Raw genomic sequence first — 23,471 nt, forward strand, 5'->3', positions numbered from 1 at the left:
GGTCAGTCGTCGCGGTGCTCGCGGCGCGCTGCGTGGCGGTCGGCGTCGGAGACCGGCTGCTCGACCGGGGAGTCGCTGTCAGCCGCGTCGACGAAGTCGTCCTCGAAGTCGGTGTCGACGTCGTGCTCGGGCGCCGGTCGACGGTTCGCCAGGCTCTCGGTGACGCGACCGCGCAGCTTCGGCAGGGCGATGTACGAGATGAGCAGCGCCACGAGCGCGGCGACGATCGTCGCCCAGTAGCCGGGCATCGGCGTCAGGAGCAGGAGCAGTGCCAGCGCCGCGGCGAAGATGCCGAGGCGGGCCAGGGTGTACACGAGCCACGCTTTCACCTGCGCAAGTCTACGGATGCGCAACCGGCAGGGACCCCACAGGCTGCCGACCTAGACTCCCGGCCATGATCCGACTGTGGCTGATCGTCGTCGTGGCCGCCGTGGCGTTCACGGTCTACGCGGCCATCGACTGCGCCACGATGCCCCGCGAGCGTGTCCGTTCCCTCAGCCGTGGTGTGTGGGTCCTCCTCGTGGTCGTGCTCCCCGTCCTCGGCGGCGTCCTCTGGTTCGTCCTCGGCCGGGCACCGGCGACCCGTCCTGGCGGTGGCTCCGGGTACCGTGGTCCCGAAGACGACCCGGACTTCCTCGGCGGCCCCAACGGCCCCGAGCAGCACCGCACGGACAAGGACCAGGACGACGAGACCCTCCGAGACCTCGAACAGCAGTTCCGCGAACGAGAACGACGCGCGGACCGAGACCGCCGCGACCAGCACCGCGACGACGACGGCCGCACCGATCGCTGACGGCCCGGCCGGTTCCGGCAGCCCGGCGACCGACTTCGCCGTCGCGCTCCTGACCGAGCTCGCCCGGGCCGGTGTGACCGACGTCGTGGTGAGCCCCGGCTCCCGGTCGCAGGCGCTCGCCCTCGCTGCCGTCGCCGTCGAGCGGGCGGGCGGCATCAGCGTCCACGTCCGGCTCGACGAGCGCACCGCCGGCTTCTTCGCGCTCGGGCTCGCCGTCGAGTCCGGTCGGCCCGCCGCGGTCGTGACCACCTCGGGCACCGCGGTCGCCAACCTGCACCCCGCCGTGCTCGAAGCGCACCACTCCGGTGTGCCGATGATCGTCGTCAGCGCGGACCGCCCCGACGAGCTCCGGGGCATCGGCAGCAACCAGACCACGGTGCAGCCCGGGCTCTTCGGGCCGGCCGTCGCCGTCGTCCGCGACGTCGAGGCACCCACCGCGCACGGGGTCGACGCCGACACCGCCGCCACCGTCCAGGAACTCGTGCGCGAAGTCGTCGCCGCTGCCGCCGGCCACACGGGGCAGCCCGGGCCGGTGCAGCTCAACGTCGCCTTCCGCGAACCGCTGTCGGCCGGACTGGGCGAGGGGACGGTCCAGCCGGTGCCCGACGACGAGGTCGACCTCGCGTTCGCCACCAGGCGGGTGCACTCCGGTCTGCCGGTCGTCGACCTCGCGCCGGACGACGAGCCCGCGACGGTCGTCATCGCGGGACACGACGCGGGGGCGGACGCCGAGCGGATCGCCTGGGAGCTCGGTGCGCCGTTGCTCGCCGAGGTGTCGAGCGGTGCGCGGTTCGGGCGGAACCTGGTCGTCACCTACCGTGAGCTCCTGCGTGACCCGGACTTCGGCGGCGCGGTCCGCCGCGCCGTCGTGCTCGGCCACCCGACCCTCAGCCGCGAGGTCCCCGCCCTCCTCCAGCGCGCCGACGTCGAGACGATCGTGGTCCGCGGACCGGGGGCCGATCCCTACGACCCGGCCCGCGCCTCCCGGCCCGACGCCGCGACCACCTTCGTGTCGGACGTCCGCGTGACGGGCCGCACCCGGCCGGAGCACCGCGCCTGGGTCGGCCGGTGGGTCGCCACGAGCCGCGCGCTGCTCGGTGGTGGCGACGCCGGCCCCGACCTCGATGCGAAGCGCTCCAGCGACCGCGCCGAGCGCAACAAGTTCCTCCGCGACGAGGTGGCGCTCCGCCGCCGCGCCGTCGACCGCACGATGCTCGCGGACGCCGTCTGGGGTGCGACCTGGCCGCACGACCGCCTCGTGCTCGGCGCCTCGCAGATCATCCGCGTGGCCGACGGGCACGTCGCGGGCAAGGCGATCCGCGTGCACGCGAACCGCGGACTCGCGGGCATCGACGGGACGATCTCGACCGCGCTCGGGATCGCCGCCGCGCTCGAGCGTTCCACGGCCTCGGTCGGCACGACACGCGTCCTGCTCGGCGACCTCACGCTGCTGCACGACATCGGGGCGCTCGTGACCGGCACCGAGGAGCGCCCGCACCGCGTGCAGGTCATCGTCGGGAACGACGGCGGGGGAGCGATCTTCCGGGGGCTCGAGGTCGCGGCGACGACACCGGAGGCCGACATGCGCCGCATGATGACGACGCCGCAGCACGTCGACGTCGAGCCGGTGGTGACCGGGCTCGGCTGGGAGTACCGGCGCGCGGCGACCTGGGGCGACCTCGAGCGGGTCCTGACGGACCCGGCCGAGCGCGTCGTCATCGAGGTGCCGCTGGCCGACTGAGCGGCACCGGGCCGCGGCGGGCGCGCCGGGCCGGCACCGCGCCTCCTGGCAGTCGGCTAGGCGAGCGCGTCGGTGACCGGTCGGAACTTCAGGGCCGTCTCGGCGACCTCGCGCGCCGGGTCGGACCCGGCCACGATGCCCGCGCCGGCCCACGCCCGCACGGTGCCGTCGTCGGTGATCCGGGCGCTCCGCAACGCGAGCATCCACTCGCCGTCCCCGTTCGCCCCGAGCCACCCGACCGGCCCGGCGTAGCGCCCGCGGTCGACGCCCTCGAGCTCGGAGACGAGCCGGACGGCGACGTCGGTCGGGGTCCCCGCGACCGCGGCCGTCGGGTGCAGGGCGTCGGCGACGTCGAGCGAGGTCGTACCGACGGGCAGCGTCGCCTGGACGTCGGTCGCGAGGTGCCACAGGTTCGGCAGCTGCAACCGGAACGGCTCCGGGTCGGCGCGGAGGTCGGACGCGATCGGGGCGAGCGCGGCCAGCAGGCTCTGGATGGCGAAGCCGTGCTCCTCGACGTCCTTCGCGCTCGCGGCGAGGGCCTCGGCGGCGGCGCGGTCGGACACCGGGTCGGTCCCGCGCGCCGCACTGCCCGCGAGCACGCGTGCCGAGAGCCGGGTGCCGTCGGTCCGGGCGAGGGTCTCGGGCGTCGCGCCCACGATCCCGTCGACGGCGAACGTGACGCACTGCGGGTACGCCTCGGCGAGGTCGAGCAGGATCGCTCGCTGGTCGGCGCCGTCGGGGAGGGTCCCGACGAGGTCCCTCGCCAGCACCACCTTCTCGGCGTCGCCGGCGGTGATCCGCCGGACGGCGTCGGCGACCGTCTCGGCGTAGGCGTCCTCGTCGATGGCACCGGGACGGAGCGCGACGGACACGTGCGGACCGACGCGCGGCACCGGCACCGACGTGCGCGTGAAGGTGAGGGGTTCGGGGTCGAGCGTGGTGTCGACGGCGGTGAGCCAGGCCTTCCCGCGGCGGCGGCCGATCACGACGCGCGGGACGATGAGCACGCTCGTCTCGGTCGAGTCGTCGGCGAACGCGAACGAGCCGAACGCGACGAGTCCGGTGCCGCGCAGCTGCACGGGGTCGTCGACCACGGCGTCGCGGACCAGGGACCGCCAGGCTGCCGAGGCCTCGCGCATCCGGTCCGGGCCGGTGAACGTCCACCGCACGGCCTCGCCGATGCCGACGATCCCGTCGCCGTTCCGGACGAACGCGAGCGGGCTGTCCCGGAGGGTGTGGCGGAGGACGGCGCCCGGGTCGTCGAGGATCCGGGTCGAGACCGTCAGCGGTGGGGCCGCCGTGGTGGTTCGGGTCACCCCACAGATCGTACGCGCCGCGCGGGGAACGTCCGGGCACGACCTCTAGGATGTTGTGGGTGAGCAGAGCGGACCTGAACAAGCGGCCGGACGAGGTGGCGGCCATGTTCGACGACGTCGCCGCGAAGTACGACCTCACGAACGACATCCTCTCGGCGGGCAACGCTCCGCTGTGGCGTGTCGCGACGGTCCGCGCGGTCGACCCCCAGCCCGGCGAGAAGGTGTTGGACATCGCCGCGGGGACGGGCACGAGCGCGGCGGCCTTCGCGAAGAAGGGTGCCGAGGTCACGGCGCTCGACCTCTCCGCGGGCATGATCGCCGTCGGCCGTGAACGCCACCCCGAGATCACCTTCGTCGAGGGCGACGCCGAGCAGCTGCCCTTCGACGACGACACCTTCGACGCCGTCTCGATCTCGTTCGGGCTGCGCAACGTGAACGACCCGATGCAGGCCCTCGGCGAGATGCTCCGGGTCCTCAAGCCCGGCGGACGTGTCGTCATCTGCGAGTTCTCCACGCCGCCGCTCGCCCTGCTCCGCTTCGGGTACGGCACGTACCTCAAGCGCGTGCTCCCGGGCGTGGCACGGCTGTCCAGCAGCAACCCGGCGGCCTACCGCTACCTCGCCGAGTCGATCGAGGCGTGGCCCGACCAGCAGGTCCTCAGCCAGTGGCTGCGCGGCGTCGGGTTCTCGGTCGTCGCCTACCGGAACCTCACGGCGGGTATCGTCGCACTGCACCGCGGTCGCAAGCCCGTCGCGGGCGAGGTCCGCGAGTCCGTCGCCCGGCGTGCCAAGGCCCGTCGCGAGCACCAGCACACCGGTGAGCAGCCGAGCGTCGACCCCACCGACGCCTGACCGGTCCCTCCACCCCCGAACACGGAGCAGCACTTGAATCCGAGCGTCCCGGTCGCACGTCGCGCACCGAGTCTCCGCGCATCGCTGGGCATCGGCGAGCGACTGTTCGCCACGCCCGCGGAACGCCGGTTCATCGCCGCGGTCGACGACGGCCTCGAGCTCGTCGAGCAGGGGCTCGAGGAAGCCATGCGCTCCACCGACACCCTCGCCGACACCACGAGCCGGTACCTGCTGTCGGCCGGGGGCAAGCGGATCCGGCCGACGCTCACGCTCCTCATCGCACAGCTCGGTGACGGGGTGACCGACGCGGTCGTGAAGGCCGCCGTGAGCATCGAGACGACCCACCTGGCGTCGCTCTACCACGACGACGTGATGGACGAAGCGCCCGTCCGACGCGGTGTCCCCGCGGCCCACGTGACCTACGGCAACAACGTGGCGATCCTCACCGGCGACCTGCTGTTCGCGCGTGCCAGCCTCATCACGGCCGACCTCGGCACCGAGGGCATCCGGATGCAGGCGGAGACCTTCCAGCGGCTCTGCATGGGGCAGCTCCACGAGACGACGGGCCCCCAGCCCGAGGACGACCCGGTCGAGCACTACATCCAGGTGCTCAGCGACAAGACCGGCTCGCTCATCGCGACGGCCGCCCGTGCCGGCGTGATGTTCTCGGGCGCCGACCGCACGTACCTCGACGCCGTCGGCACCTTCGGCGAGAAGGTCGGCGTGGCCTTCCAGCTCGTCGACGACGTGATCGACCTCGCCCCCGCGAAGGCCAAGACCGGCAAGATCGCCGGCAACGACCTGCGCGCCGGCGTCGACACCCTGCCGCTGCTGCAGCTCAAGCGCCTCGCCGCGACCGGTGCTCCCGACGCGGTGGACCTGCTCGGGCGCATCGAGCGCGACGTGAACGCCGCACCGGACGACGTCGTCGACTCGGCGCCGTACCAGTCCGCCGTGGCCGCCCTGCGCGAGCACGAGGCGACCGCCGCGACCCGTGCCGTCGCGGTCCGCTGGGCGACGGACGCCGTCGACGCCCTCGCACCCCTGCCGGACGGCACCGTCAAGCGGGCACTCGTCCGCTTCGCCGAGTCCGTCGTCGAACGCAGCCGCTAGCGCCGGACCGCCGCGGAGACCGACGGTCCTGCCCCTCGAACCCCCTCGGGAGCACCCCACCCGAACGAACTGGAGACGATCAGTGCCCACCCTCCGAGTCGCCATCGTCGGCGCAGGCCCCGCCGGCATCTACGCCGCCGACATCCTGCTGCGCGAGGCCCACGGCCACGACGTGTCGATCGACCTGTTCGAGCAGCTGCCCGCCCCCTACGGCCTGGTCCGCTACGGCGTTGCCCCGGACCACCCGCGCATCAAGGGCATCGTCAACGCGCTGCGCGACGTGCTCGACCGCGGTGTCGTGCGGCTGTTCGGCAACGTCCGCTTCGGCGAGGACATCACCCTCGACGACCTCCGGCAGCACTACCACGCGGTCGTGTTCTCGACGGGTGCGATCAAGGACGCCGACCTCGACGTCCCCGGTGTCGAGCTCGAGGGGTCGTACGGTGCCGCCGAGTTCGTCAGCTGGTTCGACGGCCACCCCGACGTCCCGCGCACGTGGCCGCTCGAGGCCGAGAGCGTCGCGGTGATCGGGAACGGCAACGTCGCCCTCGACGTCTCGCGCATCCTCGCGAAGCACGCCGACGACCTGCTGCCGACCGAGATCCCCGCGAACGTGTACGAGGGACTCAAGGCGTCCCCGGTCACCGACGTGCACGTGTTCGGCCGCCGCGGCCCGGCGCAGGTGAAGTTCACCCCGCTCGAGCTCCGCGAGCTCGGCGAGCTCCGCGACGTCGACATGATCGTCTACGACGAGGACTTCGACCACGACGAGGCCTCGAAGACCGCCATCGCCACGAACAAGCAGGTCATGGTGATGAACCGCGTCCTCGAGCAGTGGCGCACCCGTGAGACCGGCCAGGCGAGCCGCCGACTGCACCTGCACTTCTACGCGAAGCCCCTCGAGTTCGTCGGCGAGGACGGCAAGCTCACCGCCATCCGGTACGAGCGCACGCGGCCGAACGGCCAGGGCGGCGTCGAGGGCACGGGCGAGATCCGCGAGATCCCGATCCAGGCCGCTTACCGCGCGGTCGGGTACTTCGGCTCGCCGTTGCCGGGCGTCCCGTTCGACGAGCGCCACGGCGTCATCCCGAACCACGAGGGCCAGGTCCTCGACGACGACAACCAGCAGATCCCGGGCGTCTACGCGACCGGCTGGATCAAGCGCGGCCCCGTCGGGCTCATCGGCCACACCAAGTCCGACGCGATGGAGACCGTCCAGCACATCGTGAACGACCAGGCGAGCTGGTGGACCCCGGCCGACCCGTCCGAGGGCGCGATCCCGGCCCTGCTCGCCGAGCGCGGTGTCGAGTACACCGACCTCGACGGCTGGCACAACCTCGACACCCACGAGCTCGCCCTCGGCGAGGCCGAGGGCCGCGAGCGCATCAAGGTCGTCCCGCGCGAGGACATGGTCGACGTGTCCCTCGGCCGCGTCGACGCCCGCACGGGCTCGGCGACGAGCTGACCGGCAGCCCGCGAACACCATGACGACCGCACGCCCCGCACCGCCCACCGCGCTGCGGGGCGTGTCCGTCTCCGGGGTCCGGCTCGAGGGCGTCGACGTCGCCCGTGCGCTGGCGCTGCTCGGCATGATGGCGACCCACGTCGGGGGCATCGCCGACCAGGTCGACTGGTCCGACCCCGGCACCTGGGCCGCCGTCGCCCACGGTCGCTCGTCGTCGCTCTTCGCGGTGCTCGCCGGGGTCTCGATCGGTCTGACGAGCGGTCGGACGTCGCCGCCCGGCCCGCCGCGGATCGGTCGGGTCCGTGGCCGGCTCGCGATCCGCGCGCTCGTCGTCGTCGCGGTCGGCCTGCTGCTCATGGCGCTGCAGACCCCGGTCTACGTCATCCTCCCCACCTACGGCGTGCTGTTCCTGCTGGCGATCCCGGTGCTCCGGGTCCGTGCGCGCTGGCTGCTGGTCCTCGCTGCGGTGTGCGCCGTGCTGTCGCCCGTCGTCGCCCTCGGCATCGTCCCGCTCTACGCGGACGCCGGCATGTGGGAGGTCCAGCTCGGCCTCGTCTACCCCGTGGTCACCTTCCTGGCGTACGTGCTGGTCGGTCTCGCGGTCGCCCGTGTCGGACTGGAGGCGCGGCGCACCCAGGTGGTCCTCCTCGCGTCCGGCGCGGTGGTCGCCGCCCTCGCCTACATCGTCGGCAACGCGGTCGCGCCGGTACCCGCCGACGCCGGGTTCGCGTTCCCCGGCGTGCCGTACGCGGGGGAGGGGAGCACCGCCGCCGAGGCCACGGCGCAGCTGTTCCTGTCGCCGCGGGACCACTCCTCGTCGATCGTCGACGTCGTGGGGACCGCGGGGGTGGCCGTCGCCGTCATCGCGCTCTGCACGCTGGTGTTCGACGGACGGGGCGAGGTCGTCCGACGAATCGGGTACCCGTTGGCCGCCGTGGGGTCGATGCCGCTCACGGTCTACGCGGGGCACCTCGTCGTGCTCGCGGCGCTGCCGACGTACCCGGACTCGGCGGCGGCGTGGGGCTGGTTCGCGCTGGGGTCGATCGTGTTCGCGATGCTCTGGAGGCGGTTCCTCGGGCGGGGGCCGCTCGAGCGCGTGACCGCCCGGCTCACCCGCCTGGTGCCGGACCCGCGCTGACCGCCGCCGCCGCGCACCCGCGCCCGCGCAGCCGCGCGCGGCACCGCCGTCGCGCACCCGCGCCCGCGCGACCACCCGCCGACCGCACCTGCCCGCCGGTCGCGACCCGCGCCTCCTGGGCCGGCCGCTACTGCAGCGCCGCCGTGAGCCGCGCGACGTTGTCGAGCACCTGCGACCGACGCGGCCGTTCCACCCACGCGTCGAGCGTCAACTCGAAGCTGTGCTCCTTGTAGGCGTCCTGGACCTCGCGCAGCGCATCGACGAAGCGGCTGCCGCGGACCATCACGGAGACCTCGAGGTTGAGGCTGAACGAACGCATGTCCATGTTGCTCGACCCGATCACCGCCACGTCGTCGTCGATCGTGAAGTGCTTCGCGTGCAGGATCGTCGGCGCCCGGTACAGCCAGATCTTCACGCCGGCCCGGAGCAGCCCCTCGTAGTAGGAGCGCTGCGCGTGCCAGGTCATCGCGTGGTCGCCCATCTCGCCGACGAACAGCTCGACCTCGACCCCGCGCTGCGCCGTGGTGGTGATGGCGTAGAGCATGGAGTCGTCGGGGACGAAGTACGGCGAGGTGATCGACACCTTCTGCTGGGCCGAGTAGAGCAGGGCGTTGAAGAGGCGCAGGTTGTTCTCGCCGTCGAACCCGGGGCCGGACGGGACGACCTGGCAGTCGAGTGCGTCACCGCGGTCGGCCCGCTGGACGGGGTCGCTCTCGCGGAGCAGCAGCTCGTCGGTCTCGCTGTACCAGTCGGTCACGAACAGGGCGTTGAGGCCGGCGACGACGGGACCCTCGAACCGCGCGAAGAGGTCCTTGTACTGCATGCCCTTGTCGATGTGGGACTTCAGGTCGTAGGACTTGTCGATGAGGTTCTGCGACCCGGTGAACGCGATCGACCCGTCGATGACCACGATCTTCCGGTGGTTGCGGAGGTCCGGGCGCTGGAACTTCCCCTGCAGCGGCAGCAGCGGGAGCATGAGGTGCCACTCGATGCCCGCTCGGTCCATGAACGCGAGGGTGTCCTTGTAGCCCGGGTAGCCGCGGCTCGCCCAGTGGTCGAGCAGGACCCGGACGGTGACGCCGCGGGCCTGGGCGCGGGCGAGCGCCTCGAAGAACGGGCGCGTGGTGTCGTCGAGGGTCGCGATGTAGAACTCGACGTGCACGAACCGCCGCGAGCCGTCGATCGCGCGGGTCATCTCGGCGATCGACTCGTCGTAGTCGGGGTAGAGCTCCGCGGAGTTGCCGCCCACCAGGGGCATGGCGCCGAGTTCGCGGTTCAGGCGGGTGATGCTGTCCAGCCACGCCGGCCACGGGTGGTCGCGCCGGACGCGCTCGATCCCCTCGGTCTGCTCGAGGATGTACGCGTTGATCTCGGTCTGCTTCTCACGCCGGGCGTGCGGGAGCTTCGTCGACCCGATGACGAGGAAGACGATGAACCCGATGTAGGGGATGAGGAAGATCGCCAGCAGCCAGGCCGTCGCGGTCTGCGGCTTCCGGTTGATCGGGACGTAGATGATCGAGAAGACGCGGATCGCCAGGTCCAGCAGGACCAGGAAGACCGTGATCGCGACGGTGAGCCAGTGCTCCACAGCGGCGGGCGGCGCGTCAGCGGAAGTTGATGAACTGCAGCGGCACGTCGAACTCTTCACCCTTGAGGAGCTGGATCGTGTTCTGCAGGTCGTCGCGGCTCTTCGAGGAGACGCGCAGTTCGTCGCCCTGGATCTGGTTCTTCACGGTCTTCGGGGCGTTGGCCCGGAGGAACGCGCCGATCTTCTTCGCCACGTCCTGCTCGATGCCGTTCTTGAACTTCACCTCGATGCGGTACTCCTTGCCCGACGGGTACGGGTCACCCGCGTCGAGGCTCTTCAGGCTGATGTTCCGCTTGATCGCCTTGCTCTGCAGGACGTCGAGGACGGCCTTCGCGCGCTCTTCCGAGTTCGCCTTGATGAGGACGTCCTCACCGCTGAACGCGATCGATGCGTCGGCGCCCTTGAAGTCGTACCGCTGCTCGATCTCCTTGGCGGCCTGGTTGAGGGCGTTCTCCGCCTCCATCTTGTCGACCTTGCTGACCACGTCGAAGGAACTGTCTGCCATGCGGGACAGCCTAACGGCGGACGGGAGGCGCGGTTCGGCACCCGTGGATCGGCCCACGGTGGTCACGAGCACCGTCTCGGATCGGCTATGCTTTCATGCGCGCCTTCGGTTGGTGACTACACGGGCCGGGTGCGCACATGGCAAGTTACCCAAGCGGCCAAAGGGATCTGACTGTAAATCAGCCGGCGTAGCCTTCGGGGGTTCGAATCCCTCACTTGCCACCATCGGAACGGCCCCGTCCTCATCGGACGGGGCCGTTCCGTTTCCGCGAGGATGGACACATGCCCTCCGACCTCACCCCCGTCCAGTTCGCCGACCTCGCCGAGTCCATCGCCCGAGAGGCAGCAGCGCTCGCCGCACGCCGACGGGTCGAGGGGGTCGAGGTCGCCGACCGGAAGTCGAGCATCGTCGACGTGGTCACGGCTGCCGACCGTGAGGTCGAGGCACTCGTCCGGGCCCGGATCGCCGAGGCCCGGCCGGACGACGCATTCTTCGGTGAGGAGTCCGGCACCGGCGCCGGAACCTCGGGCATCACGTGGGTGGTCGACCCGATCGACGGCACCGTCAACTACCTCTACGGCAGCGCCGAGTACGGCGTGAGCATCGGCGTGGTGCGCGGCCCGGCCGACCCGACCTCGTGGGAGCCGATCGCCGGCGTCGTCGTCCAGCCCGCGACCGGCGTCGTGTTCCGCGCGGCCGCCGGCGAAGATGCCACGCGCGACGGGGTGCCGCTGCACGTCGGGACGCCGGCCTCGCTCGCCGAGACGCTCGTCGCCACCGGCTTCGGGTACACCGCCGAGCGCCGACGGCAGCAGGTCGCGGTGCTCGCCGGACTGATCGGCGAGGTCCGCGACATCCGCCGTGGGGGAGCGGCCTCGCTGGACTGCTGCGCGGTGGGCGTCGGCACCGTGGACGCCTACTACGAGCGCGGGATCAACCCGTGGGACATGGCCGCCGGGTCGATCGTCGCCCGTGAGGCCGGCGCCGAGACCCGGATCTGGGAGGCCGGCGGCACGCGGTCGTTCCTCTTCGCCGCACCCGCGGTCGCGGACGAGCTCGCGGACCTGCTGCGGCGCCTCGAGGAGTCCGTGCTCGCCGGGTGAGGACATCCCGAGGACTGGCGTCTCCCGGACGCTCCTGCTAGCGTGCTCGGGTCCCGTTATCTGCTCGTTACCAACGAGCGCGTCTCGCCCCGATCAGGATCCACGCCGAACACATGCCCCACGCTCCCCTCACGCCCGTGCACACCGACGGCTCCGCGGACGCTCCCGCACCGGTCGTCCACCTGACCCGACGGGCCCGCATCGAGGCGGAACGCGCGGCGGCGACGGCGTCCTCCGGGGGAGCACCGGAACGCGTCGAGCACGCGACGGACGTGGCGGAGACGAGCCGCGCCTCCCGGGCCGCCCTCGGTGACGCGACCTTCGACGACCTGGTGAGCCCGGGGACACCCGCGACCCCGGCCGCGCCCGTGTCGCCCATCGACCTCGCGCCGGCCTCGCCCGCGATGCCCGCGGCGACCGCATCGCCCGTGACGCCGCCGGCGCCCTCGTCGCCGGTCGTGGCTGCTGCCCCGGCGGTCGCGGCCCCCACGTCGGCCGCGCCGGCCGCGCGCCGTGTCCTCGGGCAGGTGCCGGCGTCCCGTCGGACCGGGTGTGCCGCCACCGCCCCCGTGCAGGCCGACCGTGCCACGCGTCACATCGCTCGCACGGCTCCCGCTGCAGCGACTCCGGTCGCCGGGGTCGCGCCACGTGCCGCGCGGGGGTCGCAGGGTGCGTCGTTCCGTCGGGCGGCCTCGCGGGTGACGGCCGTCGGCGCGCTGCTGTTCGTCGCGGGGCTCGTCGTGTCGACCTCGTTGCCCGCACAGGCGCTGTACACCCCCGAGCCCGGCTCGACGTCGGCGCGGGCGACGGCCTCGGGTGACACGCAGTCCCTCAGCGTCGGTGCCGGTGCGACCGACGCCGAGACGAACCGCGACCAGTACTCGGTGTCCTCGGCGACGCAGTACAAGAACGTCGACTCCTCGAGCTTCACGAACGACCCGAACGGCACGATCCAGTGGCCCTTCCTGACCGGTGTGCCGATCACCTCCGGGTTCGGCGGACGCCAGGTCGAGGGGTGCTCCTTCTGCTCGACGAACCACATGGGCGTCGACTTCGCTCCGGGTGAGGGCACGCCGATCCGGGTCATCGCCGCCGGCACCGTCCTCAAGGTGCAGGCCAACGACGGCGGCTTCGGCAACGACGTCTGGGTCGAGCACGACGTCGACGGCAAGCAGTTCGTCAGCGTCTACGGCCACATGGAGGACAACTCCTTCAAGGTCGTCAAGGGCCAGCAGGTCGAGGTCGGCGACGAGCTCGGTCTGGTCGGCAGCACCGGCAACTCGACCGGTCCGCACCTGCACCTCGAGGTGCACGTCGACGGTGTCCCGGTGGACCCGCTGGCGTGGCTCGAGGCCAACGCGAACTAGCGGTTCCACGCGGCACGCCCGGGCGTCACGGCCGGTTCCTGACCACCGTCGCGGGTCTGCTATCCTCGTGTGGTGCCGCCGAGCGGCACATGCCCCGATAGCTCAGTGGTAGAGCACTTCCATGGTAAGGAAGGGGTCGTCAGTTCAATCCTGACTCGGGGCTCCGACCCGGTGCGGTAGTCGTGCCGGATCCTTGGCGGGGTAGCTCAGTTGGTTAGAGCACACGACTCATAATCGTGGGGTCGCGGGTTCAAGTCCCGCCCTCGCTACCGCAAGCCCGGCGATCCGTTCGCCGGGCTTTCGTCGTTCTCGGGGCGGTGTCGCGCGCGTGCGGCCGCGCGTGCGCGTCTCGCGTGCGGGTCGGCGTCGGTGCGCGTCGCAGCGTGGGCTGCGGCGTCGAACCACGTTCCCGACGTCGAACCGGGCCCGCGACCTGGTTCCGTGTCGTTCCCGTGGTTCGTCCCGGCGCCCGCTCTTGGCGGTGGTGCGCCGCGGCGCTGCCCGGCCCCGCGCGCGGCGTCGGGTGCCTGCGCACAACGCAAGTCGCCCCGAACCGCGGGAGTGCGCGGTTCGGCGCGACTTGCGTTGTGCGGCACGCGTGCCGGCGCGGGCGACCGCTCGCCGTCGCGGTCCGCGGGCGGCGTCGAACCACGTTCCCGACGTCGAACCGGCCCCACGGCCTGGTTCGGTGTCGTTCCCGTGGTTCGTCCCCCGGCCCCGGCCGCGGCCCCGGCCACGCCGGGCGCCGGCGCACAACGCAAGTCACGCCGAACCGTGCGAAGACGCGGTTCGCAGCGATTTGCGTTGTGCGGCGCCCGGCGACGCGCCTGCGCGGCCCGCGCCCGCGTGGCGCGCGCCCCGCGGCCCGCGCCGCGCTACCGCGCGCTGAGCACGCCCGCCTGCCGGAGCGCCCGCTCGATCACCGCGGCCGTGCTGCGCCAGGCATCGTGCCGCCGCTTCGCACCGATCTCCCCGCCCGACACCGCGGTGCCGTGCCCGGAGTGCCGCAACGTGATCGTGGTCGACGTCCCCGTGACGGTCGTCGAGAGCTCGTACCGCCGGAACTCCCGCGACGGGTGCACGAGCGCCCCGAGCAGGATCGTGAGCACCCGGTTGCCGGTCGTCGCGGTGAGCGTCCCGCCCGTCGACTCGACGTGGTGCCCCGCCTGCTGCAGTGCGGCGCCGGCGGCCTCCATCGCGGTACAGCGGTCGCCCGTGTGCACGGCGAACTCGGTCGTGTGGTCCATCGTTCCTCCCCATCCCCGGAGATCGGTGTCGGTTCCCCCGAACCGCGTCGGGTCAGCATAGCCGATGCATACTCATGAACACAGGCCCCCCGAGCGGGCGTCGCTAGACTGCCGGACGTGTCTGTGAACCCCGAGCTCGTCGGCAGGACGTTCCCGCCGGCCCAGCCCTACCTGGTCGGTCGCGAGAAGGTGCGCGAGTTCTCCCGCGCCGTGTTCGCGACGAACCCGATCCACCACGAGTCCGAGGCCGCCCGCGCCGCCGGCTACGACGACGTCGTCGCCCCGCCGACCTTCGCGGTCGTCGTGCAAGAGGCCACGCTCGCCCAGCTCCTCGCCGAGCCCGACGCCGGCATCGACTTCTCCCGCGTGGTCCACGGCGAGCAGGCCTTCGCCTACGAGCGACCGATCGTCGCCGGGGACGAGCTCACCGCGACCCTGACCGTGACGAGCGTGAAGACCCTCGGCGGCAACGCCATGGTCACCGCCGAGAGCACGATGAACGACGCCGCGGGGGAGCACGTCGTCACGGCGACCTCCACCCTCGTGGTCCGAGGAGACGACGCATGACCACCGCACCCGTGACCGCGCTCGAGGTCGGCACCGTCGTCGCCGAGCGCGAGGTCCACATCACCCGCGACTCGCTCGTCCGCTACGCCGGCGCGTCCGGCGACTTCAACCCGATCCACTACCGCGACGACGTCGCCGCCTCCGTCGGCCTGCCCGGTGTCCTGGCACACGGCATGCTCACGATGGGACTGGCTGTGCAGCCGGTCTCCGAGTGGCTCGGCGACCGCGGCTGGGTGGTCCGCTACGGCGTCCGGTTCACCCGCCCCGTGGTCGTCGACCCGGAGCAGGGCGCCACCGTCGGCGTCGTCGCCAAGGTCGGCACCGTCGACGACGACGGCCGTCCGCAGCGCATCGACCTCACCGTGACCGCCGCCGGGCATACCGTGCTCGGCAAGGCGCAGGTCACGGTGGCGTTCCGCTGACCGTGACGGAGCCGGTGCTCGCCGACCTCACGACGCTGCGCGTCGGTGGTCCCGCGGCGCGGCTGCTCACGGCGTCGACCACCGACGAGCTCGTCGCGCACGTCACCGCGGCGTGGGACGACGACGAGTGGCTGGTCCTCGGCGGCGGCAGCAACCTGCTCGTCGCCGACGACGGCTTCGACGGCACCGTCGTGCTCGTGCGCACGACGGGCATCGAACACGACGCGGACGACGACGGCGTCACCGTCCGCGTCGCGGCCGGCGAACCGTGGGACGCGTTCGTCGCCACGACGGTCGAGAACGGGTGGACGGGCCTGGAGGCGCTGAGCGGCATCCCGGGCACCGTCGGCGCCGCCCCCGTGCAGAACATCGGCGCCTACGGGGTCGAGCTGTCCGACGTGCTCACCCGGATCGAGTTCCTCGACGCGTCGACGGGGGAGCGCGCGTGGGTCCCAGCGGCCGAGCTGGCGCTCGGCTACCGCACCTCGACCCTCAAGCACGGACGGCGCGGTGCCGTGCTGACGGTCGAGTTCCGGCTCGGTACCGTCAGCGGCGCCGGGGTCCCGGTCCGCTACGCCCAGCTCGCCGGGTCGCTCGGCGTCGAGCTCGGGGCGTTCGTCGAGCCGGCGACGGTGCGGTCCGAGGTCTTGCGGCTCCGAGGGTCGAAGGGGATGGTCCTCGACGCGGACGACCACGACACGTGGAGCGCGGGGTCGTTCTTCACGAACCCGATCGTGTCCGCCGCCTTCGCCGAGGCCCTGCCGGCCGAGGTGCCGCGCTGGCCGGCGGGCGACGACGTCAAGCTCAGCGCCGCGTGGCTCATCGAGCACGCCGGCGTCCACCGCGGGTACGCCGTCCCCGGGTCCCGCGCCGCGATCTCGTCGAAGCACACGCTCGCGCTGACGAACCGCGGGGGAGCGACCGCCGCCCAGGTGGCCGAACTCGCCCGCTACGTCCAGGTGACCGTCCTGAACCGCTTCGGTGTCTCGCTCGTGCCGGAACCCGTCGTGGTGGGCGACCTGCTCGCCTGAGCCGAGCCGCGCCTCCTGGCCCGCGATGCAGAACGGCCCACCTCGACGAGGTGGGCCGTTCTGCGTACCGGGTGACTACGCGAAGAACTTCGCGAGCCGCGCGACGCCCTCGGCGATGTCGTCGTCACCGAGCGCGTACGACAGGCGGAGGTAGCCGGAGGGGCCGAACGCCTCACCGGGGACGACCGCGACCTCGGCGTGCTCGAGGATGAGGTCGGCGAGTTCGAGCGTCGTGGTCGGAGTCGAGCCGGCCCACTCGCGGCCGAGGAGCGCCGTGACGTCGGGGTAGACGTAGAAGGCTCCATGGGGGGTCGGCGTGACGAAGCCCGGGATCGCGTTCAGACCCGCGACGATCGCCTGACGACGGCGGTCGAAGGCCTCGCGCATGGCCGTGACGGGTTCCTGCGGGCCGGTCAGTGCGGCGATCGCGGCGCGCTGCGACACGTTCGACACGTTGCTCGACAGGTGCGACTGCAGGTTCGACGCCGCCTTGACCGCGTCGGACGGGCCGATGAACCACCCGACACGCCACCCGGTCATCGCGTACGTCTTCGCGACGCCGTTGACGAGGATCGTCGTGTCGGCGAGGGCAGGGACCGCCTCGAGGATGCCGGTGAACCGCACACCGTCGTACACGAGGTCCTGGTAGATCTCGTCGCTGATGACCCAGATGCCGTGCTCGAGCGCCCACTCGCCGATGGCCTTCGTCTGCTCGGCGGTGTAGACCGAGCCGGTCGGGTTCGACGGCGAGCAGAACAGCAGCGACTTGGTCTTCGGGGTGCGGGCTGCCTCGAGCTGGTCGACCGTGACGAGGTAGTCCTGGTCGCTGCCGGCGAAGACCTCGACGGGGACGCCCCCGGCGAGCCGGATGGCCTCGGGGTAGGTGGTCCAGTACGGCGCCGGCAGGAGGACCTCGTCGCCGTCGTCCACGATCGTCTGGAACGCCTGGTAGACGGCCTGCTTGCCGCCGTTCGTGACGATCACCCGGGCGGGGTCGACGGTGATGCCGGACTCGCGGGCGGTCTTCTCGGCGATCGCCTGCTTGAGCTCGGGCAGGCCGGTCGCGGGCGTGTACCGGTGGTTCTTCGGGTCCTGCGCTGCCTGCACGGCGGCGTCGACGACGTGCTGCGGCGTGGCGAAGTCCGGCTCGCCGGCGGCGAACGAGATGACCGGGCGGCCGGCGGCCTTGAGCGCCTTGGCCTTCGCATCGACCTTGAGCGTCGCGGACTCGGCGATCGCGGCGATGCGGGACGCGATGCGCGGCCGATCGGTGGTCGCGGCAGCGGGGTGGGCGGTGGACTCGGGGCCTGGGGCTTCGGTGCTCACGGGGCCCAGCCTACCGGCGCGGCACGCCGGAGCATCCGTCAAGTGGACACCGTGTGACGGACTCCCGTACACTCGACCACCGGAACACGGATCGGTGACGAACCGTGTCCGAAGGGCGGTGGCTCAATTGGTAGAGCAGCGGTCTCCAAAACCGCAGGTTGCAGGTTCGAGTCCTGTCCGCCCTGCACATCTGGAAGGGTAGAAGTTGGCGAGCAAAGACATGGAGACGACGGCGGATGACGTCGTCGCCAAGGCGAAGCAGGACCGGGCCGAGCGCCGTGGTCCGTTCGCTGCCATCGTGCTCTTCATCCGTCAGGTCCTCGGCGAGCTCCGCAAGGTGGTCACGCCGACCCGCAAGGAGCTCTTCAGCTACACGGGCGTCGTCCTGGTCTTCGTCGTCGTGATGATGATCCTGGTGTCGGTCCTCGACTTCGTGTTCGGACTCGGCGTCGGGTACGTGTTCGGCAACGGGCCGACGGCCTGAGCCGGACGCCGGCTGTCCTGACCGCTCGCGGACAGGAGTACGGTCGCCCGAGACGGCGCCGATCGTGAACCGATCCGCCCGCCAACCCGATCCGCATCACCGAACGGAAAGATTCGACAGTGTCTGACAACTCCCGCGACGACATCGACCTCGCCACGGCTGCCGAGCAGTCCTCCGAAGTCGAGGAGAACCAGGAAGGCGACGTCGAGACCGGCGAGGAGCGTTCGGCCGAGTCTGCCGAAGAGCGAGCCATCGAGATCGAGGACGAGAACGACGAGTCCCTCGGCCTGAGCGACGAGCCCGACGACGGCACCGTCGACGCCGGCATCGACGAGGCGCTCACCGCGCTGGCGGAGTCGCGCGACCCCGAGGCCGACGCCGTCGTGGACGACGCGCTCGAGATCGACACCGCAGACGAGGCCGAGGCCGCCGTCGAGGCAGTCGAGGACGAAGAAGAGGTCGAGCTGGAAGAGGAGACCTCGGCCGAGGCCAACGCGACCCTCGCCGCCGACGAGGCCCTCGACGCTGAAGAAGCCGAAGAAGAGGCCGAGGTCGACCCGTACGAGGCCTTCAAGGCCGAGCTGCGGATGAAGCCGGGCAAGTGGTACGTCATCCACTCCTACGCGGGCTTCGAGCGCCGCGTGAAGTCGAACATCGAGAACCGCATGGTCTCGATGTCGATGGAGGACTACATCTACCAGGTCGAGGTCCCGATGGAGGACGTCGTCGAGATCAAGAACGGGCAGCGCAAGCTGGTCACCCGCGTCCGGATCCCCTCGTACGTGCTCGTCCGCATGGACCTCAACGAGGACTCGTGGTCCGTCGTCCGGCACACCCCGGGCGTCACCGGCTTCGTCGGCAACGCCCACAACCCGACGCCGCTCCGCTTCGACGAGGCGTTCGGCATGCTGAAGTCCCTGGTCCAGGTGGCCGAGGCCGCTCCGACCAAGGGTGGCGCGAAGGGCTCCGGCGGCGCACAGTCCCAGCCGGCGGCCGAGGTCGACTTCGAGATCGGCGAGACGATCACCATCAAGGAAGGCTCGTTCGCGGGTCTCCCGGGGTCGATCTCCGAGATCAAGCCGGAGAGTGGCAAGCTCACGGTCCTCGTCTCGCTGTTCGAGCGCGAGACCCCGGTCGAGCTCAGCTTCGACCAGGTCACCAAGCTGTAGTCCAACCCGATCATCGGGTAGACTCAACGAGTTTGGCCCCGCACGCTTCGTGCGTGCGGGGCTTCACCGCGGTCCGGAACGGCCGGGCCAGCGGGAGAGTGCACGGATCCCCGTGCGTTCGATTCCAGGAGGAAGACAAGTCATGGCACCGAAGAAGAAGGTCACGGGCCTGATCAAGCTGCAGATCAACGCGGGCGCCGCCAACCCGGCCCCGCCGATCGGTCCGGCGCTCGGTCAGCACGGCGTCAACATCATGGAGTTCTGCAAGGCGTACAACGCGGCGACCGAGTCGCAGCGTGGCAACGTCGTGCCGGTCGAGATCACCGTCTACGAGGACCGTTCGTTCACGTTCGTCCTCAAGACCCCGCCGGCGGCAGAGCTGATCAAGAAGGCCGCGGGTGTGCAGAAGGGTTCCGCGACCCCGCACACGGTCAAGGTCGCGAAGATCTCGATGGACCAGGTCCGTCAGATCGCCGAGACCAAGCAGGCCGACCTGAACGCCAACGACATCGAGCAGGCCGCGAAGATCATCGCCGGCACCGCTCGCTCGATGGGCATCACGGTCGAGGCGTAAGCCCCACCTGCTCAGGCACACAACCGAACACCCTTCCGTGGGAGAGCCGCGCCGGCTCGTCAACCACGTAGCTCCCAAGGAGAACACCATGGCGAAGAAGTCCAAGGCCTACCAGGCCGCGGCCGCGAAGATCGAGGCCGACAAGTTCTACACCCCCACCGAGGCAGTCGCCCTCGCGAAGGAGACCGGTTCCACCAAGACCGACTCCACCGTCGAGGTCGCCCTCAAGCTCGGTGTCGACCCGCGCAAGGCGGACCAGATGGTCCGTGGCACGGTCATCCTGCCGCACGGCACGGGCAAGACCGCCCGCGTCATCGTCTTCGCGGTCGGCGCAGCGGCTGAGGCCGCCATCGCCGCCGGCGCCGACGAGGTCGGTGGCGACGAGCTCATCGCGAAGGTCGCCGAGGGCTACACCGCCTTCGACTCCGCCGTCGCGACGCCGGAGCTCATGGGCAAGGTCGGTCGTCTCGGTAAGGTGCTCGGCCCGCGTGGCCTCATGCCGAACCCGAAGACCGGCACCGTGACCCCGAACGTGGCGCAGGCCGTCAACGACATCAAGGGCGGCAAGATCGAGTTCCGCGTCGACAAGCACGCCAACGTGCACTTCGTCGTCGGCAAGGCCTCGTTCACGCCGGAGCAGCTCGACGAGAACATCTCGACCGCGCTCGAGGAGATCAACCGCCTCAAGCCGAGCGCCTCGAAGGGCCGCTACATCATGAAGGGCGCCGTCTCGACGACCTTCGGCCCGGGCATCCCGCTCGACGTCAACAGCATCTGATCCACTGATCAGTCTCGGAAGGACCCGCACCGCTCCCGGTGCGGGTCCTTTCGCGTACCCGGGGCTGTGTGCCGGTAGCGTGGCCTGGTGCGCACCCTCGTGAACTCGCTCCGGCTGCTCGCGGTCATCGCCGTCGTGGCCGCCATCGTCGGGCAGTGGCTGGTCAGCTCGAAGCTCCCGAGCTACAACCCGTGGAACTTCTTCGGCTACTTCACGATCCAGTCGAACATCATCATCGCGTTGGCCTTCGCCGTGACCCTCGTCGCGGCGGCCCGCCGGAAGCGCGGGGACCTGCGCGTGAGTCTGTTCCGCGGCGCGGCGACGGTGTACATCGCGACGACGGGGATCGTCTACAACACCCTGCTCACCGGGGTCGACGTGTCGGCGAACGTGCAGTGGTCGAACGACATCCTGCACAAGGTCCTCCCCGCGTACGCGGTGCTGGACTGGCTGCTGTTCTCCGACCGGTCGAAGCTCCTGCTCCGCCACGTGTGGTGGTTCCTCGTCTACCCGGCTGTCTGGACGATCGTGGTGCTGGTCCGCGGCGCGACGGACGGATGGGTGCCGTACCCGTTCCTGAACCCCGACCTCGGCTACGGCGTGGTGGCGCTGTACTGCCTCGGGGTGGCGGTGTCGATCGTCCTGCTCGGCGTGCTCGTCATCGGGATGAGTCGCCTGCGGATCGTGAAGGTCTAGCTCCGGAAGTCGCGCAGCCGGTCGAGCACGAGGTCGGCGAGCTGGATCAGCCCGCGGATCTGGTCGTCGTCGCGGTCGACCCACCGGCACTCGGGCTCGTCGGCGACGGGCACGAAGCCGTCGTGGCGTTCCCAGACGAACAGGGTGCGGTCGGCACCGAGCACGTACTGCTGCCACCAGATCTGGCGGAGGTAGTGCCGGGGGATGCTCCGCCAGCCCTTGCCGGTGGTCTTGATCTCGGCGAGCACGACCCGTGACGAACCGTCGACGCCGACGCCGTCCGGGGTCGCGAGGTGGGCGCGGTTGGTGGCGGCGTGGAAGAGGTGCGCGGACGGCTGGATGCCGTGCGTCGCGGCGACCCAGGCGGCGATGACCGGTTCGCGTTCCTTGCCGTGCTCCGTGTACGAGTTGCCGGAGAACCGCGAGCCGTACCGCTTGTCGGTGACGACCGCGTCGACGGCGCGCAGGGAGGCGAGCCGGGCGACGTCGGTGGCGGTGATGCCCATGGCGCGGGCGCGGAGCCACGCGACGCGGTCGGACGAGTGCGCGACGATGCGCTCGGTGTGCCCGCGGAGCGCGGTGAACGCGTCGTGGACGACGGGGCCCGATGCCGTGGAGCCGGCCACGGGTACGACCGACGCCGGCGTGCCGGGGGCGGGTTGCGCCTCCAGGCCGGGGTCCAGGTCGCCCCACAGGGTGGGCTGCACGATCGTCACCCGTCGATTCTCTCCCCACGCACCGACGAGACGAAACCGACGCACCGGCGGACCCACGGACGCGACGCACCGGCAGACGCACGGACGCGACGCACCGGCAGACGCACCGGCGGATCCACGGACGCGACGCACCGGTCAGGAGACCAGCTGGCGCCCCTCGGCGAACGTCACCAGCTCGTCGACCCCCGCGGGGGAGAGCGCGTACCCGATGGCGAGCGCCGCCGCTCCCTGGAGCGCAGCGAGCGACCCGGCCCGCGACTGCGCGATCACCAGGTGTTCCGTGGCGAGGGGCATGGAGCGGGAGTAGACGACCTCGCGGACCCCGGCGAGGAGGTGCTCACCGGCCTGGGTGATCGATCCGCCGAGCGCGATGACCGACGGGTTCATGAGCGAGACGCACGTGGCGAGGACCTCGCCGATGTCACGTCCGGCCTGGCGCACCGCCTGGATGGCGTCGAGGTCCGACCGGTTGACGAGTTCGAGGACGTCCGCGCTGGAGTGCACGTCGTGCCCCTTCGCGCGGAGTCGTCGGGCGATGGCCGGACCGGAGGCGACGGCCTCGAGGCACCCGGTGTTCCCGCAGTGGCACGGCACGTCGCCGGCGCTCGAGACCCGGACGTGACCGATGTCACCGGCGGTGCCCTGCGCGCCGCGCTGGAGCTCGCCGTCCGAGACGATCCCGGAGCCGATGCCGGTGGCGACCTTGACGAAGAGCAGGTGGTCGACGCCGGGCCAGCCGTGCTCGCGCTCCCCGAGGGCCGCGATGTTCACGTCGTTGTCGAGCAGGACGTGGGCGGCGATGTGCGCGCGCAGCCATCCGGGCACGTCGAAGCCGTCCCAGCCCGGCATGATCGGCGGGTTCGCGGGGCGTCCGGTGGAGAACTCGACCGGCCCCGGGACGCCGATGCCGATCGCGATGACGTCGTCCCGGGCGCGGCCGACCTCGTCGAGGAGCGCGTCGATCGTCTCGACGAGCCACGTCAGGGTGGGGACCGGGCCGGCCGCGATGTCGATGCGTGCCTCGCGGGTGGCGAGCGGCTCGGCGACGAGGTCGGTGACGGCGACGCGGCCGTGCGAGGCCCCGAGGTCGGCGGCGATGACCAGGCGTGCGCGGGGCATGAGCGCCACCTGCGCAGGCGGGCGTCCGCCCGTGGACGCCGCGGTGTCCACGGGTCCGACGAGCCCGACCTCGATGAGGGCATCGAGGCGCACGCCGATCGTGGAGCGCGCGAGTCCCGTCAGGCTGGCGAGCTCGGCCCGGGTCCGCGGCACGCCGTCGCGGAGGATCTGGAAGAGCTCGCTCGTCCCGACCGGAGGCGACGCTGCCGTCCGGTTCAAGTCGACCATGTGGGGGAGTGAAGCACACATCGAACGCGCCACGCAACGAAGTTCGTCGAAGAACCACGAACTTCTGCTTGACCGCCGACAAAAGTGGTCATAGTGTGACGCTCGGTCGACGTCGACCACACCATCTCGACGAG

Annotated in this window: 24 protein-coding genes and 4 tRNA genes; 20 read left to right on the forward strand and 8 right to left on the reverse strand. The window is 71.5% G+C overall.

Annotation, left to right across the window (positions count from 1 at the left end):
* Positions 1–2: 2 nt before the first annotated feature.
* The gene (locus tag BM028_RS10210) at positions 3–329 is read right to left on the reverse strand and encodes a DUF4229 domain-containing protein (RefSeq protein WP_071296706.1); all 327 of its coding nucleotides are present in this window, start codon (positions 327–329) and stop codon (positions 3–5) included.
* 65 nt (positions 330–394) lie between these two features.
* Here BM028_RS10210 and BM028_RS10215 point away from each other — a divergent pair, with 65 nt between their 5' ends.
* Positions 395–793, forward strand: a complete 399-nt coding sequence (locus BM028_RS10215) for a PLDc N-terminal domain-containing protein (protein ID WP_092386341.1) — start codon at positions 395–397, stop codon at positions 791–793.
* The gene (menD, locus tag BM028_RS10220) at positions 786–2,534 is read left to right on the forward strand and encodes a 2-succinyl-5-enolpyruvyl-6-hydroxy-3-cyclohexene-1-carboxylic-acid synthase (RefSeq protein WP_092386651.1); all 1,749 of its coding nucleotides are present in this window, start codon (positions 786–788) and stop codon (positions 2,532–2,534) included. The genes BM028_RS10215 and menD overlap by 8 nt, the downstream gene beginning before the upstream one ends.
* Before the next feature lie 56 nt (positions 2,535–2,590).
* On the opposite strand, the gene BM028_RS10225 is transcribed toward menD, so the two are convergent.
* A complete protein-coding gene (locus tag BM028_RS10225; RefSeq protein ID WP_092386343.1) occupies positions 2,591–3,850 on the reverse strand; it encodes an isochorismate synthase in 1,260 nt (419 codons plus the stop codon).
* Positions 3,851–3,909: 59 nt separating this feature from the next.
* Between BM028_RS10225 and BM028_RS10230 the strand changes: the two genes are divergently transcribed.
* The 4 genes from BM028_RS10230 to BM028_RS10245 all read left to right on the forward strand — a co-directional run bounded on the left by BM028_RS10230 (position 3,910) and on the right by BM028_RS10245 (position 8,417).
* Complete coding sequence (locus BM028_RS10230; protein WP_070419487.1) at positions 3,910–4,701, forward strand: demethylmenaquinone methyltransferase; 792 nt, start codon at positions 3,910–3,912, stop codon at positions 4,699–4,701.
* Positions 4,702–4,734: 33 nt separating this feature from the next.
* On the forward strand, positions 4,735–5,814 hold the full coding sequence (locus BM028_RS10235) for a polyprenyl synthetase family protein (RefSeq protein ID WP_070418365.1): 1,080 nt from the start codon (positions 4,735–4,737) through the stop codon (positions 5,812–5,814).
* Between the two features lie 82 nt (positions 5,815–5,896).
* A complete protein-coding gene (locus tag BM028_RS10240) occupies positions 5,897–7,279 on the forward strand; it encodes an FAD-dependent oxidoreductase (protein WP_070418366.1) in 1,383 nt (460 codons plus the stop codon).
* 19 nt (positions 7,280–7,298) lie between these two features.
* Positions 7,299–8,417 (forward strand): heparan-alpha-glucosaminide N-acetyltransferase domain-containing protein, encoded by a 1,119-nt coding sequence (locus BM028_RS10245; protein ID WP_092386345.1) that lies wholly within the window; start codon positions 7,299–7,301, stop codon positions 8,415–8,417.
* Positions 8,418–8,544: 127 nt separating this feature from the next.
* Here the strand turns inward: BM028_RS10245 and cls are convergent, their stop codons facing one another.
* A complete protein-coding gene (gene cls, locus BM028_RS10250; RefSeq protein WP_070418368.1) occupies positions 8,545–10,005 on the reverse strand; it encodes a cardiolipin synthase in 1,461 nt (486 codons plus the stop codon).
* A gap of 16 nt (positions 10,006–10,021) precedes the next feature.
* Positions 10,022–10,510 carry a YajQ family cyclic di-GMP-binding protein gene (locus BM028_RS10255; RefSeq protein ID WP_069712130.1) on the reverse strand — a complete coding sequence of 163 codons (489 nt, stop codon included), beginning with the start codon at positions 10,508–10,510 and terminating at the stop codon, positions 10,022–10,024.
* Positions 10,511–10,649: 139 nt separating this feature from the next.
* On the opposite strand from BM028_RS10255, the gene BM028_RS10260 reads away from it, so the two are divergent.
* The 5 genes from BM028_RS10260 (at position 10,650) to BM028_RS10280 (ending at position 13,249) form a co-directional block, all read left to right on the forward strand.
* Positions 10,650–10,734 (forward strand) — tRNA-Tyr (locus tag BM028_RS10260).
* A gap of 57 nt (positions 10,735–10,791) precedes the next feature.
* Complete coding sequence (locus BM028_RS10265) at positions 10,792–11,613, forward strand: inositol monophosphatase family protein (RefSeq protein WP_092386347.1); 822 nt, start codon at positions 10,792–10,794, stop codon at positions 11,611–11,613.
* Positions 11,614–11,726: 113 nt separating this feature from the next.
* Positions 11,727–12,980, forward strand: a complete 1,254-nt coding sequence (locus BM028_RS10270; protein ID WP_092386349.1) for a M23 family metallopeptidase — start codon at positions 11,727–11,729, stop codon at positions 12,978–12,980.
* A gap of 91 nt (positions 12,981–13,071) precedes the next feature.
* Positions 13,072–13,143 (forward strand) — tRNA-Thr (locus BM028_RS10275).
* Between the two features lie 32 nt (positions 13,144–13,175).
* A tRNA-Met gene (locus BM028_RS10280) sits at positions 13,176–13,249 on the forward strand.
* 606 nt (positions 13,250–13,855) lie between these two features.
* Here BM028_RS10280 and BM028_RS10285 read toward each other — a convergent pair.
* Positions 13,856–14,227: a hypothetical protein gene (locus tag BM028_RS10285; RefSeq protein ID WP_071296713.1), complete on the reverse strand. Its 372-nt coding sequence runs from the start codon at positions 14,225–14,227 to the stop codon at positions 13,856–13,858.
* 117 nt (positions 14,228–14,344) lie between these two features.
* Here BM028_RS10285 and BM028_RS10290 point away from each other — a divergent pair, with 117 nt between their 5' ends.
* Genes BM028_RS10290 through BM028_RS10300 form a run of 3 tightly spaced genes read left to right on the forward strand, consistent with a single transcriptional unit; the run spans position 14,345 to position 16,247 of the window.
* A complete protein-coding gene (locus BM028_RS10290; RefSeq protein ID WP_092386351.1) occupies positions 14,345–14,794 on the forward strand; it encodes a MaoC family dehydratase N-terminal domain-containing protein in 450 nt (149 codons plus the stop codon).
* Positions 14,791–15,216, forward strand: a complete 426-nt coding sequence (locus tag BM028_RS10295) for a MaoC/PaaZ C-terminal domain-containing protein (protein WP_092386353.1) — start codon at positions 14,791–14,793, stop codon at positions 15,214–15,216. Before BM028_RS10290 ends, BM028_RS10295 begins: the two co-directional genes overlap by 4 nt.
* Positions 15,217–15,218: 2 nt before the next feature.
* The gene (locus BM028_RS10300; RefSeq protein WP_092386355.1) at positions 15,219–16,247 is read left to right on the forward strand and encodes a UDP-N-acetylmuramate dehydrogenase; all 1,029 of its coding nucleotides are present in this window, start codon (positions 15,219–15,221) and stop codon (positions 16,245–16,247) included.
* A 75-nt stretch (positions 16,248–16,322) separates the two neighbouring features.
* Here the strand turns inward: BM028_RS10300 and BM028_RS10305 are convergent, their stop codons facing one another.
* Positions 16,323–17,504, reverse strand: coding sequence for a pyridoxal phosphate-dependent aminotransferase (locus BM028_RS10305; protein WP_092386653.1), 1,182 nt, complete (start codon positions 17,502–17,504; stop codon positions 16,323–16,325).
* A gap of 181 nt (positions 17,505–17,685) precedes the next feature.
* Here BM028_RS10305 and BM028_RS10310 point away from each other — a divergent pair.
* The 6 genes from BM028_RS10310 (at position 17,686) to BM028_RS10335 (ending at position 21,274) form a co-directional block, all read left to right on the forward strand.
* Positions 17,686–17,758 (forward strand) — tRNA-Trp (locus BM028_RS10310).
* Between the two features lie 35 nt (positions 17,759–17,793).
* Complete coding sequence (secE, locus tag BM028_RS10315) at positions 17,794–18,057, forward strand: preprotein translocase subunit SecE (RefSeq protein ID WP_370871658.1); 264 nt, start codon at positions 17,794–17,796, stop codon at positions 18,055–18,057.
* Between the two features lie 119 nt (positions 18,058–18,176).
* Positions 18,177–19,226, forward strand: coding sequence for a transcription termination/antitermination protein NusG (gene nusG / locus BM028_RS10320; RefSeq protein WP_092386357.1), 1,050 nt, complete (start codon positions 18,177–18,179; stop codon positions 19,224–19,226).
* Between the two features lie 142 nt (positions 19,227–19,368).
* Positions 19,369–19,800, forward strand: coding sequence for a 50S ribosomal protein L11 (gene rplK, locus BM028_RS10325; RefSeq protein ID WP_022906459.1), 432 nt, complete (start codon positions 19,369–19,371; stop codon positions 19,798–19,800).
* A gap of 88 nt (positions 19,801–19,888) precedes the next feature.
* Entirely contained in the window at positions 19,889–20,578 is a 690-nt protein-coding gene (gene rplA, locus BM028_RS10330) for a 50S ribosomal protein L1 (protein ID WP_070418374.1), read from the forward strand.
* An 87-nt stretch (positions 20,579–20,665) separates the two neighbouring features.
* Complete coding sequence (locus tag BM028_RS10335; protein ID WP_092386359.1) at positions 20,666–21,274, forward strand: Pr6Pr family membrane protein; 609 nt, start codon at positions 20,666–20,668, stop codon at positions 21,272–21,274.
* On the opposite strand, the gene BM028_RS10340 is transcribed toward BM028_RS10335, so the two are convergent.
* Entirely contained in the window at positions 21,271–21,990 is a 720-nt protein-coding gene (locus tag BM028_RS10340; RefSeq protein ID WP_092386361.1) for a YqaJ viral recombinase family protein, read from the reverse strand. The genes BM028_RS10335 and BM028_RS10340 overlap by 4 nt on opposite strands.
* A 135-nt stretch (positions 21,991–22,125) precedes the next feature.
* Positions 22,126–23,337 (reverse strand): ROK family transcriptional regulator, encoded by a 1,212-nt coding sequence (locus BM028_RS10345; protein WP_071302604.1) that lies wholly within the window; start codon positions 23,335–23,337, stop codon positions 22,126–22,128.
* Positions 23,338–23,471: the final 134 nt, after the last annotated feature.

Origin of the sequence: Curtobacterium sp. YR515 (assembly GCF_900113095.1) — a bacterium.
GTDB lineage: Bacteria > Actinomycetota > Actinomycetes > Actinomycetales > Microbacteriaceae > Curtobacterium.

Excerpts from the sequence above, each read along its gene's own strand:
- BM028_RS10285 (WP_071296713.1), bottom strand. The coding sequence starts at position 14,227 with ATGGACCACACGACCGAGTTCGCCGTGCACACGGGCGACCGCTGTACC.
- rplA (WP_070418374.1), top strand. The coding sequence starts at position 19,889 with ATGGCGAAGAAGTCCAAGGCCTACCAGGCCGCGGCCGCGAAGATCGAG.
- BM028_RS10245 (WP_092386345.1), top strand. The coding sequence starts at position 7,299 with ATGACGACCGCACGCCCCGCACCGCCCACCGCGCTGCGGGGCGTGTCC.
- BM028_RS10265 (WP_092386347.1), top strand. The coding sequence starts at position 10,792 with ATGCCCTCCGACCTCACCCCCGTCCAGTTCGCCGACCTCGCCGAGTCC.
- BM028_RS10255 (WP_069712130.1), bottom strand. The coding sequence starts at position 10,510 with ATGGCAGACAGTTCCTTCGACGTGGTCAGCAAGGTCGACAAGATGGAG.
- rplK (WP_022906459.1), top strand. The coding sequence starts at position 19,369 with ATGGCACCGAAGAAGAAGGTCACGGGCCTGATCAAGCTGCAGATCAAC.
- BM028_RS10345 (WP_071302604.1), bottom strand. The coding sequence starts at position 23,337 with ATGGTCGACTTGAACCGGACGGCAGCGTCGCCTCCGGTCGGGACGAGC.
- BM028_RS10270 (WP_092386349.1), top strand. The coding sequence starts at position 11,727 with ATGCCCCACGCTCCCCTCACGCCCGTGCACACCGACGGCTCCGCGGAC.
- BM028_RS10295 (WP_092386353.1), top strand. The coding sequence starts at position 14,791 with ATGACCACCGCACCCGTGACCGCGCTCGAGGTCGGCACCGTCGTCGCC.
- secE (WP_370871658.1), top strand. The coding sequence starts at position 17,794 with ATGGAGACGACGGCGGATGACGTCGTCGCCAAGGCGAAGCAGGACCGG.
- BM028_RS10215 (WP_092386341.1), top strand. The coding sequence starts at position 395 with ATGATCCGACTGTGGCTGATCGTCGTCGTGGCCGCCGTGGCGTTCACG.